The organism is Zobellia sp. 1_MG-2023 (assembly GCF_030549125.1).
Lineage (GTDB): Bacteria > Bacteroidota > Bacteroidia > Flavobacteriales > Flavobacteriaceae > Zobellia > Zobellia russellii.
Genome location: NZ_JAUOSY010000004.1, coordinates 414,891 through 436,056 on the forward strand (window position 1 = coordinate 414,891; position 21,166 = coordinate 436,056).

Annotated in this window: 10 protein-coding genes; 4 read left to right on the forward strand and 6 right to left on the reverse strand. The window is 36.9% G+C overall.

Annotated features, from left to right (window positions below; all coding sequences use genetic code 11):
• Nucleotide 1: 1 nt before the first annotated feature.
• The 3 genes from Q4597_RS11255 to Q4597_RS11265 all read left to right on the forward strand — a co-directional run bounded on the left by Q4597_RS11255 (nucleotide 2) and on the right by Q4597_RS11265 (nucleotide 9,695).
• Complete coding sequence (locus Q4597_RS11255; RefSeq protein ID WP_303406288.1) at nucleotides 2–805, forward strand: polysaccharide biosynthesis/export family protein; 804 nt, start codon at nucleotides 2–4, stop codon at nucleotides 803–805.
• Between the two features lie 43 nt (nucleotides 806–848).
• On the forward strand, nucleotides 849–3,233 hold the full coding sequence (locus tag Q4597_RS11260) for a polysaccharide biosynthesis tyrosine autokinase (RefSeq protein WP_303406289.1): 2,385 nt from the start codon (nucleotides 849–851) through the stop codon (nucleotides 3,231–3,233).
• Nucleotides 3,234–3,575: 342 nt separating this feature from the next.
• On the forward strand, nucleotides 3,576–9,695 hold the full coding sequence (locus tag Q4597_RS11265) for a malectin domain-containing carbohydrate-binding protein (protein WP_303406290.1): 6,120 nt from the start codon (nucleotides 3,576–3,578) through the stop codon (nucleotides 9,693–9,695).
• Nucleotides 9,696–9,781: 86 nt separating this feature from the next.
• On the opposite strand, the gene Q4597_RS11270 is transcribed toward Q4597_RS11265, so the two are convergent.
• The 6 genes from Q4597_RS11270 to Q4597_RS11295 form a co-directional block, all read right to left on the reverse strand.
• Complete coding sequence (locus Q4597_RS11270) at nucleotides 9,782–10,522, reverse strand: tyrosine-protein phosphatase (protein ID WP_303406291.1); 741 nt, start codon at nucleotides 10,520–10,522, stop codon at nucleotides 9,782–9,784.
• A gap of 192 nt (nucleotides 10,523–10,714) precedes the next feature.
• A complete protein-coding gene (locus Q4597_RS11275; protein WP_289039713.1) occupies nucleotides 10,715–12,946 on the reverse strand; it encodes a TonB-dependent receptor domain-containing protein in 2,232 nt (743 codons plus the stop codon).
• A 90-nt stretch (nucleotides 12,947–13,036) separates the two neighbouring features.
• Complete coding sequence (locus Q4597_RS11280; RefSeq protein WP_215914305.1) at nucleotides 13,037–13,519, reverse strand: hypothetical protein; 483 nt, start codon at nucleotides 13,517–13,519, stop codon at nucleotides 13,037–13,039.
• 35 nt (nucleotides 13,520–13,554) lie between these two features.
• The gene (locus tag Q4597_RS11285; RefSeq protein ID WP_303406292.1) at nucleotides 13,555–17,697 is read right to left on the reverse strand and encodes an amino acid adenylation domain-containing protein; all 4,143 of its coding nucleotides are present in this window, start codon (nucleotides 17,695–17,697) and stop codon (nucleotides 13,555–13,557) included.
• Between the two features lie 2 nt (nucleotides 17,698–17,699).
• On the reverse strand, nucleotides 17,700–17,954 hold the full coding sequence (locus Q4597_RS11290) for an acyl carrier protein (RefSeq protein WP_303406293.1): 255 nt from the start codon (nucleotides 17,952–17,954) through the stop codon (nucleotides 17,700–17,702).
• Nucleotides 17,951–19,534 (reverse strand): amino acid adenylation domain-containing protein, encoded by a 1,584-nt coding sequence (locus Q4597_RS11295; protein WP_303406294.1) that lies wholly within the window; start codon nucleotides 19,532–19,534, stop codon nucleotides 17,951–17,953. Before Q4597_RS11295 ends, Q4597_RS11290 begins: the two co-directional genes overlap by 4 nt.
• A 360-nt stretch (nucleotides 19,535–19,894) precedes the next feature.
• On the opposite strand from Q4597_RS11295, the gene Q4597_RS11300 reads away from it, so the two are divergent.
• Nucleotides 19,895–21,154: a HupE/UreJ family protein gene (locus Q4597_RS11300; protein WP_303406295.1), complete on the forward strand. Its 1,260-nt coding sequence runs from the start codon at nucleotides 19,895–19,897 to the stop codon at nucleotides 21,152–21,154.
• The last annotated feature ends 12 nt before the right edge of the window (nucleotides 21,155–21,166 follow it).

Sequence of the window (21,166 nt, forward strand, 5' to 3'; positions counted from 1 at the left end):
TATGTCCATTAAAAAAATGCTTTCACTTGATATTTTTCGATTTTTTAAAACTGTTGCGCCGCTTTTGGCTGTTTCGGCAATCTTATTGTCTTCTTGCGCTTCAAGAAAAGAAGTTGTGTATTTTCAAAACACAGGTGATTTTGAAACCTTGGTTGATAAAAACAGTTTTACTCCAAAATTTAAAGTTGATGATTTAGTAAGTATTTATGTGTCTACTCTAGATAGCGAGGCTAGTGCTCCGTTTAATCTTTTTCGAGGTGGATCTGAAGGTGGTATTCGACCGGAACAGGTTGATTACTTAATCGATAAGGATGGGGAAATTGATTTTCCAGTGATAGGTAAAGTGAAAATTGCAGGTCTTTCAGGTGAAGAAGTTAGGGTTCTGCTAAGGGACAGACTTTCAGATTATTTAAAGGACCCTATAATAAATATAAGGCTACGGAATTTCAGTGTTTCTGTTTTAGGAGAAGTTAATAGACCGGGGACGTACCCTGTAGATGGCGAGCGTATTACTATCCTTGAAGCCTTAGGCTTGGCCAATGATATGACTATTAAAGGTCGACGTGAAAATGTTATGGTCATTAGAGACTTTGATGGAACCAAAGTTTATACAAGAATAGACTTGACTAAAAAAGAAGCACTAAGCTCTCCTGTATATTATTTAACTCAGAATGATGTGGTTTATGTTGAGCCTAATAATTCTGCAATAAAATCTTCAACTCTCGATAGCAGAATGTCTATTGCGGTTTCAATAGCGTCACTATTGATTACTTCAACAGTACTCTTAATTACAAGAACAAATTAAAGTTATGCGGTAGCACATCGGTATATGACATTAAAAAAACAAAATGAGCTTGAATAATCAAAATTCAATGTCAAACAACACGTTTGATTTAAAGGAAATACTCGCTACTTATACAATACATATAAAATGGTTTATATTATCGGTGGTGGTCGCTTTAATTATTGCCTTTCTTTATATTAGATATGCTACACCCAAATTTGCTGTCCAAACGCAGATTCAGATATTGGAAGATAAAACATCAGGTTCTGAACTAGATGTTTTTCAAGATTTGAATTTGTTAGGAGGAGGAAAGAACAAAGTGGAGGATGAGCTACAACTCATAAGTTCTCGGTCCAATTTTATTAGAGTGGTTAAAGAGTTAAACTTAAACACTCAAATTTTGGTTCAGGGAAATATTAAGGAAACAGAGTTGTATAAGAACCCACCTGTTAATTTGAATTTCATTGCTGCAGATTCCATATTAAATCGGGCAAATTTAGATTTTTTTATCACAATTTCGTCTTCTACGACTTTTGGTTATACTGAAGAAGAAGACAAACCCGTAAAAATTTATGCCTTTGGTAAAAACATCTCTACACCTATAGGAGATATTGTTATTACACCAAATGTTGGTGCTTTCGAGAGTTACAAAGACAAGAAGCTCAGAATTTCGGTTAAACCAATAGAAGATGTAGCTCAAGGTTACCGTACAAGGATTGTTGTAAGCAACCCGGGAGAGCTTTCCAATATTGTTAATATCACTTTAGAAGATCCAATAAGGGAAAAGGCGGCAAATATTCTTGATGCTTTAGTTAGGATATATAATGAAAATGCTATTCAGGACAAGCAAATTATTGCTGATCGCACCTCTAATTTTATTGACGAACGAATCGCTAATATTTCTTCTGATTTGGCAAGTGTAGATCAGTCGGCACAAGATTTTAAAACTGAAAAGGGTGTTACGGATATTGCAGCCGAAGCAAATGTTAACTTAAATGTGGGTGTTGCTAACCAACAAGAATTGGCAAATGCACGAAATCAGCTTAATATGGCTGCGTCAATGCAAGAATTGGTTCAGCAACAAGGTAGTTACGAAGTTTTACCAACGAATATTGGACTTTCTGACCCAACAATAGCAAGTACTACGGATCGATATAACCAGCTGGTTCTGGAACGTAAACGTCTTCTTAAAAGTTCAAACGAGAAGAACCCAGTAATTGTTAATTTGGATCAACAGATTGCTGGCTTGAAGAGAAGTATGCAATCTAGTTTGAGTAGTACCGTAAATAACCTTGGTCTTACGGTAAATTCTTTAAGCGGACAACAGGCACGATTTAATTCTAAGATTTACTCTTCGCCCGCAAATGAAAGAGCTTTAAGAGATATTACAAGACAGCAACAGACTACAGAATCTCTATATCTTTATCTTTTGCAGAAGAGGGAAGAAGCGCAAATTTCTGCAGCTTCAAGCTCTCCTAAATCTAAAATTGTAGATCAAGCTTATAGTATTAGTAAGTTGCCTGTATCGCCTAAAAAGTCAATTATATATCTAGCCTCGTTCATTTTAGGTTTGTTAGTTCCCTTTAGCGTTATTTATGCAAAAGATCTTTTGGATAATAAGGTTCATAACATGCATTCGCTAGAAAAAGTGGTGAAAAATACACCAATTTTGGGTGAACTCCCTAGATTGACCAAGAAAGATGAAAAGCTTGTAGTAAAAGAAGATAGGTCAGTTCTTGCGGAGTCTCTTCGAATTATTCGTACGAATCTAGATTATTTAATAAAATCAAAACAGAAAAAATCAGGAAAAAGTAATATTGTTTTCGTTACATCTAGTGTCCCAGGTGAGGGTAAAACGTTTCTTTCCACTAACCTGTCTATGATACTTGCAAGCACTAATAAAAAAGTACTTTTAATAGGTGCGGATATTAGGAATCCAAAGTTGTATACTTTTTTCTCAGGCGGTAATGCTGATAATATGCAAAAACCTAGTAGAAATAAAGATGCCGGGCTTACTGAATTTCTGTATGACAACACTATTGGGATTAGGGACATAGTAAATCCTATGCTGGTTCATAGAAATACTATAGATGTGATTTACTCTGGTAGAATACCTCCTAACCCTGCTGAGCTTTTAATGAGCGATAGAATAAAGGAATTGTTTGCCCAAGTTTCTGAAACTTATGATTACGTAATTGTAGATACAGCACCTTTAATGGTGGTTACGGATACACTTTTAATTAGTGAATATGCGGATTTACTTCTTTATGTAACTAGAGCAGGAGTAACAGAGACAAACGCCGTGGATTACCCAATCAAACTTCAAGAAGAAGGAAAAATTAAAGGGTTGTCATTTATTGTTAATGATGTAGATTCCTCTAATCTAGGTTATGGCGGAAAATATGGCTATGGCTATGGAAAAACTCAAAAAAAATGGTGGAAGTTTTAAATAATTTCACGAAAAAAAATACCCCGAACTTATATTTGGGGTATTTTTTTAACTATTATGAGTTGTTGTTATAAGCCAAATTTAGAATTTAAGAAGTTCAATACAAGTAAATCTTCCCCCTGTAAATTTATCTAATCTAGTTCTACTTATTAATGAGTCAAAAATTAGGTTGTTCACAAATGCCTTATGGGTTGTAGAGTTTCAAGTCGATCGGTTATTTGCCGAGTATCAATCCTCTTTTAACGAAAAGCAGTAGGGTATTTCAGTCCCAAAGTGTTATTACATTATATTTGTCAGCCGTGTGTTAACACGCTAGATTTTGATACCAAACACTTAATTAGCATGAAAAAAAAGTACTTTTTAAAACTAGTTTTCACATGTCTCTCTATATATTTAGCGGGTCTTTCTAGTGTTAATGCACAATTAACCGATGAATTTGCCAAAGTTGATATTGTAACTGGGCTATCGAATGCAACTAACTTTAAATTTGCACCTGATGGCAGGATATTTATTCTAGATCGTTTTGGTGAAATCTTAATTTATAAACCTGACGAGCAATTTACAGTTTCAGCAGGTATTTTGCCAGTTTATCATGAGCATGAAGATGGTTTAGTGGGTGTAGCGATTGACCCGGATTTTGAAAATAACAATAAAATTTATCTTCATTATGCACCAATAGATTTTGTTGGCTATAGAGTTTCTAGGTTTAGTGTTGTTGAAGATATGGTAGACTTCAGCTCAGAGGAAGTTATTATTCAGTGGAATACCTCGAGGTCTGCATTATGGCATTCTGGAGGAGATATGGATTTTGATTCTCAAGGGAACCTATATATAGCCACAGGTGATAACACTACTTATGGTAGTAAACTTTATTCGCCATTGGATGAAGATGATTCTGACTTTAGTGCAGAGAAGGCCTCATCTAATACAAATGATTTAAGAGGGAAAATTTTAAGGATTAAACCTGGTCCAGGCACAACTTACACAATACCAAGTGGAAATCTATTTGCCGCTGGAACTCCAAATACAAAACCAGAAATTTATGTAATGGGAGCTAGAAACCCTTATCGGATTTTTGTGGATAAAGAGCATAGTGATTGGTTATTTTGGGGAGAGGTTGGTCCAGACGGAAATGTTGCAAGCGAATTAGGTCCAGAGGGTTTAGATGAAATTAATTTGACCAAACAAGCGGGTAACTATGGTTGGCCTTATTTTTCCGGTGCAGATAATGACTCTTACCAAATTTCGTATGCAAATCCAACATATTATAATGATCCAGCCGCTCCAGAAAATATTTCAAAATGGAATACTGGAGCGACGGTTCTGCCTCCAGCTCAAGAGGCATGGATTGAAAAATTCCATAAATGTTATTTAGCGGGATTTAGATATAATTATGATAATGAATTATTAGATCAACAACGTCTTCCCGCTGAATTTGATGGTTTATTCTTTTACTTTGATTTTAATACGAGTCGCATTTGGGCAGTAGAAATGGCTGCAGATGGTTCCATTATTTCTGAAGAAATGCTAGATGACGATGTTTTTCCAGGGTCGGGAAACAGTAAAGATGGCTATATTGATATGGAATTAGGCCCAGATGGTAAAATGTACATATTGGCTTATGGGGAAGGTTGTTGCCCTCAGGATATTCCAGAAGGTATCGGCAGACTTATTCAAGTTAATTATACAGGTATTACCACAAACTCTCCTCCCTCTGTAGTTATGTCGGCCGATGTGACTTTTGGACCTTTACCGTTAACTGTTAATTTTACTGGAGATCAGACTACTGATCCTAACGGGGATTCTCCTTTAAGTTATGCTTGGGATATAGATATAGACGGTACGGTCGATTATACTACGCCAAATATTTCACACCCATACACTACGAAAGGCACTTATACAGCACAACTTAAAGTTACGGACCCTGAAGGGGCTATTGGTGCTAAAACAATAAAAATTTATGCTGGTAATACACCTACTGAATTTAGTTTTAATTCGCCTGTAGATGGTGGCTTTTTTAATTGGAACGATGATGTAGATTTCAATCTGGTTGCTAATGATGCGGAAGACGGTGTTATTCCCTGTGAGGATATTAATGTGGTGCCATCTCTCGGACATGAAAACCATTTTCACGATGTTGGAAGTGTAGATCCATGCACATCAACTCTTAATTTAGATGATGGAGACCACCAAATAGATGGTGGTATGGATATTTTTTACGTTCTAAATGCCAATTATACGGATAGTGATGGACTTATATCTAGAGGGCAAATACGAGTACATCCAAAGAGGCGGGAAGCTGAATATTTTGACAATCAAAGTGGCGTCACGATTGTATCGAATACGTATGAATTGGAAGGAGCTAAGGATGCTATACAGGTAGATAACAATTCATATATATCTTTTGAAGGACGTAATTTGATGAATATGAATGCCGTCAAGTACTTGGTGGCGTCAGATAATTCAGGTAGTACTATTGAACTTAGATTGGACAGCCCTACAGGTACCTTGGTAACAACCACAACTATACCTTCAACCGGAGGGAACGATAATTGGTTACATATGCAAACTCCAATAAATAGTGTACCAACAGGAAAACATGATTTGTTTTTTGTATTTAAGAATGCTAGTTCATCACAGGATATCTTAAGATTAAATTATGTTGAATTTCTAGGCAATGGAGTTTCAGAAGATAACACACCTCCTGAAGTTCATGGTGTGCAACCTGATGGAAACAACGTTTTGGAGGTTAGGTTTTCCGAATACGTGGATGAGGGTACTGCAGAGAATGTGTCAAATTATTCAATTACCAATGGTGTATCTGTGCAAAGTGCAGAGCTTCAACCGGACGGGCACACTGTATTTCTAAATACGTCTCTTTTAAGTGCGGATGTCGATTATAACCTTAGTATTTCCAATGTAGAGAACATTAGCGGTATTCCTATGGTAGCGGAGAGTTTTTCATTCTTTGTTTTCGAGGAAATTAGAATCAATACAGGTGGAAATCAAATTACCGGGCCTGGAGGAGAAATTTTCAAAGAAGATGAATATTTTAACTCAGGGAGTGAATACGGTAAAGCTGTGGACGTTGCAGGAACGGATGATGATGAATTGTATCAAACCGAACGTTACACCAATAATAAGGGCTCTTTTGAATATCAAATTCCGGTAGCTCTTGCTGGGGAATATGACATAAGACTTCATTTTGCTGAAATATTCTTCGGTGTGGATGAAAATCAACTTGATAAGGGTGCTGGTGCTCGTGTCTTTAATGTAGTAATTGAAGGTAATGAGGTTTTATCTAACTTTGACATACTTTCCGAAACAGACCCAGCAACAGCTTTGGTAAAGGAATTTGACAATGTTACGGTTACCGATGGCTTTGCGAGTATATTCTTTAATGGTGTGGTACAAAGTCCTAAAGTGAATGGGATAGAAATTTTATCAAAAGACACTTTTGAAGGAGGTACTCCAACAAACGCTAATATAACCATTACTTCACCTTCAAACGGTTGGGATGTTAACAAACCTTTCGAAGTTGCTTTTAGAGTAGACAATTGGGTTATTAATGAAGATGATACTCATATTCATTATTACGTAGATAGTGACTTAATAGATAAATACTATGGGTACGATCCTATCCCATTTAATGATTTAGCTGATGGAGAACATACTATTAGAATAGAATTATTTAATGCGGACCATACGGGTACTGGAATTTATGATGAAGTAGTGGTAAATGTAACAGGTTTGATAACTTGTAACGAAACTCCGTTTCCTGAATCGTGGGTTGTGCATGAATTTGACCCAAATCCTTATACAGTGGTCTATACCTTTGCAGATGACGATTTAGATGGAGATGGACTTAAAGATATTGTTACTGGCGGATGGTGGTATAAAAACCCAGGTTCAGCTTCTGGTAATTGGGAAAAGAATACTATAGGCAGCACATTCAAAAACGTCGCTCATGTGTATGATTTTGATGATGATGGAGATATGGACTTGTTGGGTACTACGGGCGAGTATACCGGAGCTCAATTGGTGTGGGCCCAGAATGATGGTAATGGTAATTTTACGGTCTTTGAAAATATTCCGGAAGGAGATACGGATTATGTAGAACCTTTTTTGGCAGGTCTAGCGGGTGGTGTTTTTGATAATACCAACACGTATAGAATGGCTATTAACTGGAACGGGGCTGAAGATACTGGTTCTCCTATGCAAATGTTAACCCCGTCTAATAATATTACTACAGAAATGTGGAGTTTAGATAATATTAGTTTTGACTCATCAGGGGAAGATATTCAAGCCGCAGATATTGATCGTGATGGTGATTTGGACCTTTTTCAAGGTGTAAACTGGTTGCGTAACAATGGAAATTTAAATTTTGAAAAATTTGACACAGGTGTTTTTGATTTATATCCAACTACTGCTGATCGTGCTCAATTAGCAGATTTTGACAGAGATGGTGATTTAGATGCTGTAGTGGGACAGCTAAGTATTGGGAATATTGGTAATGGTACGGGTCCTAAGACTGAATTTGCTTGGTTTGAAGCTCCTTCTGATCCAACTCAATTATGGGTAAAAAGAACTCTTGATGATGATGTTAACGGAAGTTTAAGTGTATTTGCTGTAGATATAGATTTCGACGGAGACAAAGATATTGTTGTTGGAGAGTGGAGGGGTGACAAACGCCTGATAGCATTCGAAAATGATCTTTGTGGTTCGGGAGAATTCAATAAAATTATTTTGGATGATGGTGCTTTAGGTTATGAACATCATGATGGTGCCAGAGTCGTAGATATTGATGCTGATGGAGATTTAGATGTTGTTTCCAATGGATGGTTAAATGATAAAGTATTAAGGATATACGAAAATACTACTCCACTTTTACAAGATAACAGACCAATTGCAAATGCGGGGTCCGATAAAATTATATCAACAACCAGTGTTACGTTAGTTGGTTCTGGAAATAATCCTGATGGCGGTTTAATCGTTTCATATCAATGGTCACAGCAAAGCGGACCTAGTATTGCAACATTAAGTGGAGACGCTACAACAGAGTTATCAGTTAGTAATCTTCAAGATGGTCTTTACGTATTTCGTTTGACCGTTACCGATGAAGAAGGGGATGTAGGGTTTGATGATGTATCAGTGACAAAATCAAGTACATCTATGGTAACTCGTATTAATAGTGGCGGGCCTAACTATAATTTCAATGGAACAAGTTGGGCGTCTGATCAGCATAGTAATGGAGGCGAGACTCTTGCGAACGCAATTGCTATAGCCAATACAGAGAACGATGTTCTCTATCAAACTGAAAGATACCGTACCACAGGTAGTCTAATTTATGATATACCTGTAGCTAATGGAGAGCATAGTGTTAATCTGCATTTTGCAGAGATTTATTATGGTGTACCCGGTGATGGTTCTGCAGGTGGCGCTGGTTCTAGGGTATTCAATATTGATGTAGAAGGTCAAGAGCAAATTGAAAACTATGATATTTTTGTAGAAGCAGGAGGGGCTGCCACTGCTATAGTTGAAACATTTAACGGAATAAATGTAACGGATGGAAGCCTAACAATTACCTTAAGTCCTGTTACGGAATTTCCTAAAATATCGGGTATTGAAATAATAGAACCGGTTGTTGAAGGAGCTCCTACAGCAGATGCTGGTGAGGACCAAATGTTGACCTTACCTGATAATAGTACGGTAATCTCAGGATCAGGTTCAGACCCTGATGGAGGGACTGTTACTTTCGCGTGGACACAAGAAAGCGGGCCCAACACGGCTACATTAAATGGCGATAATACGGCTGAACTATCAGTTAGTAGTATGGTTGAAGGTGTCTATATCTTTAAATTGACGGTAACAGATGATGAGAGTCAAACGGTTACAGACGAAGTAAAGGTTACCGTAGTTCCTGAAAATGGTCTCTTGGCGGTTGCCGAAGCTGCACCAAAGGAGGGTAAAGCCCCTTTACAGGTAACTTTTACGGGTAGTAATTCAATTGGTAATATTGAAGATTATTTTTGGGACTTCAATAATGGGAATACATCAGAGGAAGCAGATAGTGCAAGTACGTTCCTAGAAAATGGAGTCTACGAGGTAGTCCTTACAGTTACCAATGCCGGTGGAGAAACACATTCGGATACAGTGGTTATAACGGTTTCCGAAACTTTGGAAGGAGATAAAATGGGTTATATTTTAGAAAAGAATCCTATTAAAGAAGGCGTAGCCAATGTTAGAATTTTAAATCAACCGGAGGACTTCATGATGTTGGGCATTAATTTGCTTGACCAGCAAGGTAGATTAATTAGTGGAATCAATGCGGATGAAGTAGTTATGGTTGGGGCTGATACATATCAAATCCCTGTTTATCTTTTACGAGACGGTATCTACTTCTTGAGTATAGCCAATAATAAAGGAAAACCAGTAACCATGAAAATACTGGTACAGAATTAAGAAATTGATAACTGGATATAAAAAAATGCCGCTAATTCAGCGGCATTTTTTATGCTATTTTCGTATGTGAAAATTACTAAATTTTTTTAGTAGAAGTTCTGTATAGAGTTATTAATTAAAGGTAGAACCTGATCTACCATTTTTTTAGAAAGGGTTATTTTCTTTAGTGCATTAAGCTGATTCATGTTATGAATATCCGAAGCTACAAAATCTATTAAGCCGTTATCTAGAAGCTCTAATGCCATTTTGGGCACTTCTTTACCGTAATATTCACTAAGTGATAATAGGTTCATTTGAAAGAGAATACCATTGTCTTTATATTCTTGGTACCTTTTCTTTCTATGATGTAAAAAGCCATATCTTTCTGGGTGTGCCAAGATTGGGAAAAAACGCTTCGAAGCAGTTTTTACAATAGCTTCGTCAAAGTTAATAGGGGGCTGTAAATAGGACATTTCTACCAATAAATAACTTTTCTTCATTGGCATAACACCATCATTTTCCAGCAGGTTTTCAAAATTGTCATCAATCATGTGCTCCGCAGATGCTTCTATGGATATTTCCTTTAAATCATTTTGTAGCAATGCGTTTTTTAACTCGGTTAGAGATGCATTTATGGTTTCTTTTGTATTAGGGTAATAGTTGGACATAATATGGGGAGTGGCAACAAAATGAGTGATACCCAATTCAGCCAAAGCTTTTATAAGAGCAATGGAATCATCCACTGTTTTTGCTCCATCATCTATACCTGGCAATAGGTGATTATGAATGTCAATAAAACCATCTAGGTAGTCGACTAAATATTTTTTCTTATTGAAAAATTGAAACATGTATAGTGGTTTCGTTATTATGTATGAGTTATAACGGACAATGCCGATATTTATGATGTTTTGTATAGTGCAAAGATAAGTTAGAACCACCATAATCAGAATAATTCTTAACATCTTTACAGTATGGTCAAATAACAAAGCGGAGATATATCCAATTGGACATATCTCCGCTTTAGTAAAATCTAAATCCTATTAGAAATTAACTGATACCTTTCCTCTTAAATAGAAAGGTATACCTGGTGTAAAATGTATTTCTTCAACAGGAGCGGTTTCGTTAAACAGTCTGCTTTCCGTTGCGAATTGGGTTTCGTTCCATTCGGTGTCAAAAAGGTTTTCTACAATAACGCCCAGTGTCCAGTTCTTTATGGAATAATTTAAATTTAAGTCGGTTACAAAATAACCTTCTGCTACAATTGAATTATCCTCGTTTGCCGGTCTATCTTTTACATATTTATAGTTTATTCCACCTGAGAAATTCTTAATATCAATAAATGACAACCCGGCTGTGGAAGTCAAATCTGGCGCAAGGGGAATAAGGTCTTGCCCATCTGGATCTTCTGAACTTCTGGCGTAAGTGTAATTTACGTCTCCATTAGCATAAAGCCAATCGGTAATTTGGTAGCGTAAACCAAAATCAACACCGAGCCTCTTTGTTTTTCCACTTGGTTCTACTATACCGGCATCACCAACATAGACAAACTCTTGTTCTAAAAACAATGTCCACAAAGCGGCATTAATAACCAATCGGTCTACTGGTTTGTAAATTGCTCCTAAATCCGCTCCATAGGCCAAGGGAAGAATTTCCTTGCCATTGTTTGCGGTTACCACTCTTGTATCATTTGAATGGTATCCGATACCCGATTTAGCAAAAAGCTGCAAATTGGAAGTTGGAGCATAAATAACATTAAATTTTGGACCTAGAAAAAGCTTGTTCTCGCTTTTGCTATCATAGGTTTCGGTAAGGTTATTTACATAATCAAACTTAAAATAGTCTAACCGGAGACCAGTGTTCAAAGTCCATTTATTTTTTTTATAGGTTACATCAAAAAAACCATAGGCATTTAACTCGTCAACATCTCCATAAGCCAAACGCTCCAATAGGGTTTGACGGTTTTTTGTTCGGGATAGTTGAACATCGTTAACATCGTCATACCTAAAACCTATTCCTGATTCATATTTTAATTGAGAATCATGGTCTCCAACATGAACGGAATGCTCATAACTTGTTTCGGCACCAATTATGGTCCGGTCTTCAAATTGTCTTATTTGGTCTCCGTTTACTGGATCTTCCAAGAAGAACGTAAAGTTGGAAAAGAGCTCAAAATCATACTTTGTCAAATAAGCCTTAGACTTTACCCTAGAATGTTCATCTAGTTGTTTGGTATGGTTAAGGAGAATATTGCTGCGGCTTGTGTTTCCTCCCTCAGTATCATCAATTGCTCCAAATCTACCTATTAAACCTGCATCTACGGCTCTTTGCGGAACCTGACCGGAAGCATCCCATTTGCTTTGAAAATGAGAAAGTGTAATGCTCAAATCTTGGTCTTTACGATTGTTAAAAGTATATCGCCCCATAATATTAAGACGATTGAAGTTTTGAGAAGAATCAAACGGGCCATCGGTTAAAACCAACTCAGAAGCTAAATAAGCATTGCTAAAATCACTTTCGGCCACTTTGAACATACCTACGGTACGCAAGGTGTTGAATTGACCAATTTCTGCCGAAATCAAGTTGTTTTCTAGTTTGCGTTTCGTTTTTAAGTCGATGTACCCTGCGGTATTAAAGTTTCCTTTGTTAGCATAATAAGGACCTTTTCCAAAGTCAATATTATCAATAGTTTCGGGGATTATAAAGTGCATATCCGAATACCCTTGCCCATGAGCATGAGATACCATGTTTACAGGTAGACCGTCTACATTAATGGCTAAATCCGTTCCGTGGTCAATATCAAATCCTCTTAAGAAAATTTGCTCGGCTTTTCCACCTCCGGCATGTTGGCCAATGATTAATCCCGGTACTTTTCGCAGAATTTCCTGCGAAGATTTAACAGGGTTTGCTTTAACATCAACATTTACAAAGTTGCTAAGGGCGTTTACTTTTGAAACCAGTACCACTTGCTCCAAAGAAACGGCAGATTCTATTAGGGTGATGTTTGTGTTGCTGTCTAAAAGCGATTCCGTAATAGTAAGTTGATGATTTTTATAGCCTAAACTATAGAAATAAATAACATCTCCAACGGATATGTCATCTAGTTCAAAATATCCGGAAACATTGGTATATGTATACCCACCGGTAGTTTTGTTATAAACGCCAACACCTTCTAGGGCAATTTGTTTTTCGTTCGTTACCGTACCACTAAGGTCATGGGCCTGGACCACAAGACCAAAAGCTAATAGTACTATAAGAGTAATATGTTTTTTCATAATAAACAAGATTGAAATATAGTGAACATACAAGCGTATCCATAGACATAACTTGATGCTGAATAAAAAAATAAAATGTAGGAGTAAACCTTAACCGGAAATGGGGAAGTTGGTTGGTTGTGGAGGTTCTTTTAAAACGGTAAAATAACCTAGTTTTAGGTTACTTTCTATGGTTTTAAAATTCGCTAAAGATTTCATTGCCGGAATATGATGAAACACCGGATAAGCTGTAGTAATATGCTTATCAAACTTAAAATCTGCTAATAGCGAGTCTTCTGTTGATTCATTGGTGCCGGAAGCATCAAAAATGGCGTCAATTATATTAATAAAATTATGCTCATGCCTATCAATATCCGTATGATGATGAGTATAGTGGGTATTATTTTCATGAATGGAGGAGTCATGGCCAATTACCGAATCAGGCATTTCCAAAATGTGAGAAACTTCGTGAAAAACAGTGCTTATTTTTTGATGCAATGGATTTAAAATATAGCACAAAGCGATTATCAACGCTACATATTTTATAAGCGTTGGCTTTGTTGAACGGCTAAAATTTTCTTTTTTGCTCTGCATTCAGTTTTACTTACGGAAACAGGGTACTAAAGGTTTTATTTTTCTAGAAGAGATGTTAAGGTTTCTTCTATATAGGTTGCATATTCTGCAATTGTAGGCATCTCAAATATTTTATTTAAAGGAAAATTATATTCAATTTCCTCGTTAATCCGGGCAGTGACACGTATTGCTGCTAGTGAATGACCTCCTAAAGAAATAAAGTTATCATGTACGCCAACTTTGTTCAATTTCAAGACTTCGGCCCAAATATTCTCTAGTAGTTCTTCTATTTCATTTCTTGGTGCTGTATATGATGTGTCCATAGCCAGCTGTACCGCCGATAGGTTTTTTAAACTTTTCTTATCAACTTTCCCGTTGGAGGTCAATGGCATTTCCTCCAAGTGTTTATACACAGAAGGAAGCATATACGAAGGAAGTTGTTGGGCCAATAAATTTTGTAATTTTTTAATGGACAAGTCTTTTTTACCTGTGTAATAAGCAACCAACTTAGAGTTGTTTTCCCAGTCTGGATGTGAAGGGGTATACCCAATTTCGTGCATGATTCGCAAAACCTCCTTCTCATCAATTACCTCGTTTATTTCTTCAAGGCTTTCGTTTCTAGTCTTATGGCCTAATCGTACATCCCAACTATATGGAAAAGAGTAATTGCTATACCCTAAATCCTTTTTATGGACATAAATGCCAACTTGGTTAATAAGGCAGTTCGTAGATCTGCCGGTATCCGTAGGTCTTATCCAGCCTGCTTTCTCTTTTAGATAAACCAGCATTTCTTCTAAACTGACATCACTAAACCTATAAAAATCTACAAATTCTACTTTTTCAAAAACACTTTCGTCTTCAAAAATGGATACATCTAAAAGTCGTTTTACGGCATCTGATTCTTGGTGATATAGTTTTCTTGCTTCTAAAATGGTGTCGTCAATTTTTGATGTGTCCAATTCCTCATCCCAAAAAAGTTCTTCGGTAAGTCGGGTTTCAAAAAACTGACCACGACTTAAACCGGTAACTATAAATGGAATTTGTTTCTCAAGTGCTATTTTGGTGCTCAGGGTATAAATGGTCTTAAAGCACCCATTACAAACGTTGTGGTGTTGATTAAGACTATCTACAAATATTTCGTTCATATGAGGTGTTCGTCCATAGATGTGGTCTACGCCCAGCTTTTTTACAATACGGTCAACATTTGCTTTTGCCTGTTCGGAAATGTAGCCATTATCCATTGTGAAGGCTAAAACATTGAGCCCCATATTTACCAAGCGTGCAAGAACATAGGTACTGTCTTTTCCACCACTTAAAAGTGAAATGCAATCATAACTGTGATTTTGACCTCTTTTTGATGTTAAGAGCGAAACCAACTGTTCATCATTTTTAAAATAGCGTTCGGTTTTGTCTTTATAGGTTTCGAACGCAGTACATAAATGACAAACCCCATCCTCATTAAAATCTGCGTTTGGGTAGTTAGAAGGTAATCCGCATGTTGTACAGTTTACTACCTCTTCTTTAGGGGTAGTTTCTTTGTTCTCAACTAATACTACTGCACAATTGGTTATTTCAGGAACCTTAAGGAGATTACTTTCTATATCCGCAAGTTCTATACGGTATCCTCTAAGTTTTACTTGCTCATCTAGGCGACCAATATATTCAAACTCCCCATTTTTATTCACTCTGCCCAAATCTCCAGTTTTGTACATTTTAGTTTCAGGTGAAAAAGGGTTTTCCTCAAACTTTTCTGCCGTCATGCTAGGGATATTGACATATCCGTCAGATAACCCAGCACCACTTAAATAGAGCTCACCAATGACACCATTGGGGACCTGATTTTTATAGGTATCCAAAATATAGGCGTTCATGTTTGAAATAGGAAGACCTATTGGCACGGAACTCGCTGTGTGTTTATCTTGGTCGTATCTTGAGACAATACAGCCCACAGTGGCTTCCGTAGGACCATATTCGTTATATATTTTTAATTCCGAAGGAAATGCTGCCTGTACTGTTTTTGCTAAGCTCGATTTTAATTCCTCACCACCAACAATCATGGTGTGTATATAGGAGGTTTCTAGTTTCTTGTCTTTTAAAAGAGATAGATGGGAAGGGGTGAGCTTAATACAATTTACCAGATTATCCTCTATAACTTTCAACAGACTTACGTCCGGCCCGGTAGTGGGTTCTTTATAGATATTGATTCTACCACCACTTACTAAAGGTAAAAGGGTAGAGGTGATGGTCAGGTCAAAACCTATGGACGTAAAAAGCGGAAAAACTGATTTTTGATTAACGTTATAAGCTTCCTTTGCCCAGAAAATATAATTAGACAACGCCCCGTTTGAAATTAAGACGCCCTTGGGTTTGCCTGTGCTCCCAGATGTGTAGAGTATATACGCTAAACTTGTGGGTTCGTTTTGTATTTCAATATCGGTAACCGGTTGTTCTTTAATAATTGAACGTTCTTTTTGGATATCTAGAATGCCAATATCCGGCACTTCTATTTTTGAAATGAGTTCACTTTGACTTAGTAAAAGATCGGTCTGAGAATTTGAAATAATGTATTTAATTCGTTCCGCTGGTTGGTCCGATGAGACTGGAATGAATGCTGCACCTGTTTTTAGAACGGCTAGTATGCTGATTATGTAGTCTGGACTGCGATAAAAATGAAGGGCCACTCTACTTTGCTTATCAACACCTTTATTTTTTAAATAATGTGCTAGTTGATTGGCCTTTTTGTTTAATGAGCTATAGGTGAGAATTTCATTCCCCGCTTGTAGCGAAACGGAATTTGGATGTTGTTCCTGATTATGTTGAAAGCTACTTAAAATGGACTGAAATTGTGTAGATGATATATCTTCACTATTAGATTCTAAAGGTTCAATAGGTAGTAGTGCGGGTTTAAATATGGATTGTTCAAAATCTTCTAAAAAACCGTCTAGGATGTTTAGAAAGTGATTTGGCATTTCTTCTGCGGTAGCTTTTGAAAAAGTGTGGCAATTTGTATCAAAAGCTATTTTGAACGTACCGCTTTTGTTCATGTCATAGACGTGGGTGCGGAGCGCATGATTGCTGTCCATATGGTCGGAATGCAGCCATTCGGTTTTTGTAGGAAAGCCGTTAAAATCAGGAAAATCTGCGTGTATGTAATTTAAAATGGCATTGAAACTAGCATTGGTGCTAGGTGTTGCACAGCCTGGGCTTACATTTCGTAAATATGCATTTGTTTCAACTTTAACTCGGTTAAAAATACTGATGAACGTATCGTCTTCCTCAATTTCAATCACTAGGGGGAGAACTTCAATAAAAAGCCCTGCAGTTTTCTGAAAATCTCGGGTAGGACGATTATTTGCTGGCGCACCAATTGCTAGTTTATGTTGTCCGCTTACCCGGTGAATATAGCTGAAATTTAGCGTGAGGAATATGTTAAAGAGCGTGAGATCTTCCGTCCATCCTTTAAACTCCGGTTGTTTTGCTAAATCCCGTAACTTCTGAGAACGTTCGGCTCCAAGGTGAACATAGGTGCGCCTGGCTTCGGTACTTTTTTTAAGTTTTTCTCCGTAAAATTGAGGTAGCTCTAATGTATCTTTCGTTTTATCTATCCAATAGTTTTGGCTATCAGCACCTGATTTGGTTGTAATCTGGTCGTTTTCATATTTTATATAATCTGAAAACGATGGAAAATCTTGTAATGGGGCGGTTACCTTTTCCAATTCGTTTTGGTAAAAGGAATTCATCCGATTATAAAGAATGGAATTGGATACGGCATCAGTCACCAAATGGTGAAGCTTTAAAAACCAAATGTAGTTGTTCGGGCCGGTTCTCAATAGAGCAGTATGAAATACCCTTTTTGAAATATCCATGCGCTGCAATGTACGTTGGTAGAGCCATTCATCAACAGCAATATTGTCATTGTTACTGGTAAAGTCTACAAGTTCCAATGAAAAATCTATTTCATTAAGAATGGTCTGTATTGGATTTCCTTGTTCTTCGGAAAAGACCATCCGAAGTATATCTGTCGCATTGATAAGTTTTTGAAATGCCTTTTCGAATAGAGTATGTTCTATTTCTCCTTCTATTTCAAAGGTGTATACCACGTTGTGAAGCGGAACATTTGGATTTATTCGCTGACCGGCCCAAAGTGCAGACTGACATTTTGTAAGAGGTAGGAACGTATCTTTTTGATTACTCTTCATAATTAAATCTGCTTCGTGTCGGTTTCTTGTTTGCTGTCTATAAATCTTAGCATGTGGTTTATGGTCATGAAATTCTCAATGGTCATCTCCTCTGGTAGTACCTTTATAGCTGCTTCGGTTTCAATAAAAAGAATCAACTGTACCATTCCAATAGAGTCAACAAGTCCAGACCCCAAAAGGTCTTCATCAACCTCTATTTCTTCAATAGGTTCTGAGGCTAATTTATTTTTGATGTACGATACTATTTTGTCTTTCATATTTGGTTTTCTTCCAATAATTTACCTATTTCTTTTCGGCTTATTTTTCCGGAACTGGTTCTTGGAAAATCATTCATAAATTCTATGGTTTTTGGAACAGCATAGGAGGGAAGTTCTATTTTACAGAACTCCATGAGATAGGTAAGGTTTATGCAGGAATCTTTAGAAGGTTTTATTACCGCGGCCAGTTCTTGTACTTCCTCTTCTTTTCCTAACACCAGAACCGCTACTTCTTCAACATCTTTATATTTTAATAAGGTTAGTTCTATTTCGTCCAACTCAACGCGATAGCCTCTAAGTTTTATTTGCCGGTCATTTCTGCCTAAAAACAATAATTCTCCTTTTGGGTTAAGTTTAACCAAATCACCGGTCTTATAATAGATATGGTCGTATCCTTCCGCTATGGTTACTTTATGAAAGGAACGTTCCGTTAGCGATTTGTTGTTCCAATACCCTTGCATCATAGTTGCTGAGCGTACTGCTAACTCACCAGGTTCATTAGAGCTTACATCATTATTGTTTTTATCAAGTACTTTAAACTCGGTGTTGCCCCAAACATTACCAATAGGAATAGGGTCATCTGTTTTAGGAGGCTCCGGTAGATGGTAATAGGTACAAAGAATAAGTTCTGCCGGACCGTATAGATTACTGAACTCGGCATGTGGCCATTCGTTCATGAGTGCTCTAAGGTGTTTAGTGATAAAAACCTCACCGGCAAAAAGCACCCATCGTAGAGAACTGAAGTCGTTTTTACTCAATGTACCACTATTTAAAAGCTGGATTAACATAAGGGGAACGCTATACCAGACTGTAATTTTTTCATTTGCTATAAGTGCACTTAGGCTTGCTGGCATTTTTAAATGGGCATCTGGAACAATAACCGTAGTGGCCCCGACTAATGGGGCTACAAAATAGCCAAAAGTAGAAGGGTCAAAATGAAGCGGAGCGGGATTCCCAAAAACATCATCAGAGTTAAAGCCGTAAGTTTTAGCAGCAATTTTGGCCAAGCTCAAGGCACTGTAATGCGTATGCATAATACCTTTTGGAACTCCTGTGGAACCAGACGTATAAAGGATAAATGCTAAATCTTGCTCCAAAATATTGGGTGCAATGAAACCATCAGTTGAAACCGAGAAAATCTCATCCCATGAAATGGATTGCGTTGTGTTTTTAAGGGTATCTCCAATAATTGTTTTTATTGGACTCTGCTCGTTCAGCAAGTTGTCTATCTTTCTTCTTTTTGTAGGAGTGGTTACCAGACACGTAATTCCACAATCGTTTATAATTGCAAGTGTCCGGTTAATTGGGGTAAAAGGGTCTAAGGGAACATAGACAGCTCCGGCTTTTAAGATTCCGTATACTGCAATACAGGTTTCCAAACATCTGTTCATATAAATACCGATACGGTCACCTTTCTTAATACCTAATGAGATAAGGTATGAGGCTAGCTGATCGGTTTTTTTGTGAAGGTCTCCATAAGACATAGTTTCCTCCAAATAGCGAAATGCTTCACTTTGGGGTGATGCAATTGCTACACTGCCCAACAATTGTGGTAAGGTGTAAGTTGATTCCAAATTCACGGTCTAGTTGATATCATAACACAAACCATGAGGACTTCAAACAGTATTGAAATCTTCTGATTCATAGCTTGGCTAAGTTAATTTATGATTTGGAGCTTATCAAATTTAAAAGTAATTCAATAACTGATTTATAGGTCAATCATCGAAAAATACTGAATTTTACCTAATATTTTATAAATTAAATTGATATTGAAGGGTGTTTTATTGATAAATTAATATTACGGTGAATTTAAATTAATCCTATTTGAACCATAAGAAAATCATTTTGTCCATATAAATAATAGACCATATCCAATAGTTATTTTTTGAAAATACCAATAACTACCAGACTAAAAAATAATTTTCTATCTTGAGAACGCTATGAAAAAACTATTACTGCCATTAATCTTTGGCCTATTTCTACTGTTGCCAATAGTAACGTTTGGCCACCAACCAAAACAAAGTTTAATATATCTTCGGATTTATGAGAAGACTGGAATAGAAGGTCGTTTTGAAGTAAATGCTCAAGAACTTAATAGTGTTTTTGGGCTGAATTTAGGGTTGCACCCAAGTATAGAACAGGTAAGGCCATTCCAAGAAAGAATTCAGGCTTATTTATTCGAAAATGCTAAATTCTCATCTGAACTGGCAGACTATACAATTGTCTTTACGGGGGAGATTACAAAACTAAATCTGTCTTATGGAGACTTTATCAATTTTCATTTCCGACTTGAAAATTCAGAAAATTTACCTGATAGCTTAACGTTGGATTACAACGCTTTTTTTGATGAAGACCCATCACATATGTGTCTTGTGGCAATGGAGTATAATTGGAAGGCGGGTCTCATTAATAATGAGCATATTGTTGCTCTATATTTATCCGAAGGGGAACGTAATGGAACGTTTTCTATCAAAGAAACTTCTCTGTGGAAGGGTTTTCTGGCCATGGTGCAACAAGGTGTGTGGCACATTTGGATCGGAATGGATCATATCCTATTTTTAGTAGCTCTAATTCTGCCATCTGTGGTAAGAAGACGCAAAAAAGAGGGAGTCACAGGCGAAGCTATTAATACTACTAAGTCAGGTTTTTGGGGCTGGGAGCCGGTTAAGAGTTTTAGACCTGCTTTTATGTATATCCTTAAAATCGTTACTTTTTTTACTATTGCCCATACAATTACCTTAAGTCTTGCATCTTTAGAAATTATAACATTGCCTTCTCGCGTGGTGGAATCAATAATAGCTTTTTCCGTTGGCCTTGCAGCTTATCACAATATCAGGCCTATATTTAAAGGAGAAGACTGGGTTATTGCTTTTGTTTTTGGTCTCTTTCATGGGTTTGGTTTTGCCAGTGTATTGGGAGATTTAGGTTTTAAAGGCGAATACCTTTCATTGTCTCTGGTTGGATTCAATATAGGGGTGGAGTTAGGTCAAATTGCTATTATTGCACTGATTTTTCCAATTCTTTATCTTATTAGAAACAATAAATTTTATACAAGACTCCTACTTTGGATTTCCATTGTTTTAATTGTTATATCCGCTTATTGGTTAACAGAACGTGCTTTTGACATTGATTTACGTCTGGGTAGTTTCATCAATAAAAACATACTATATCCTGTTGCGCATTTTTTTGGTTTGAAGTAATAACACCCAAAA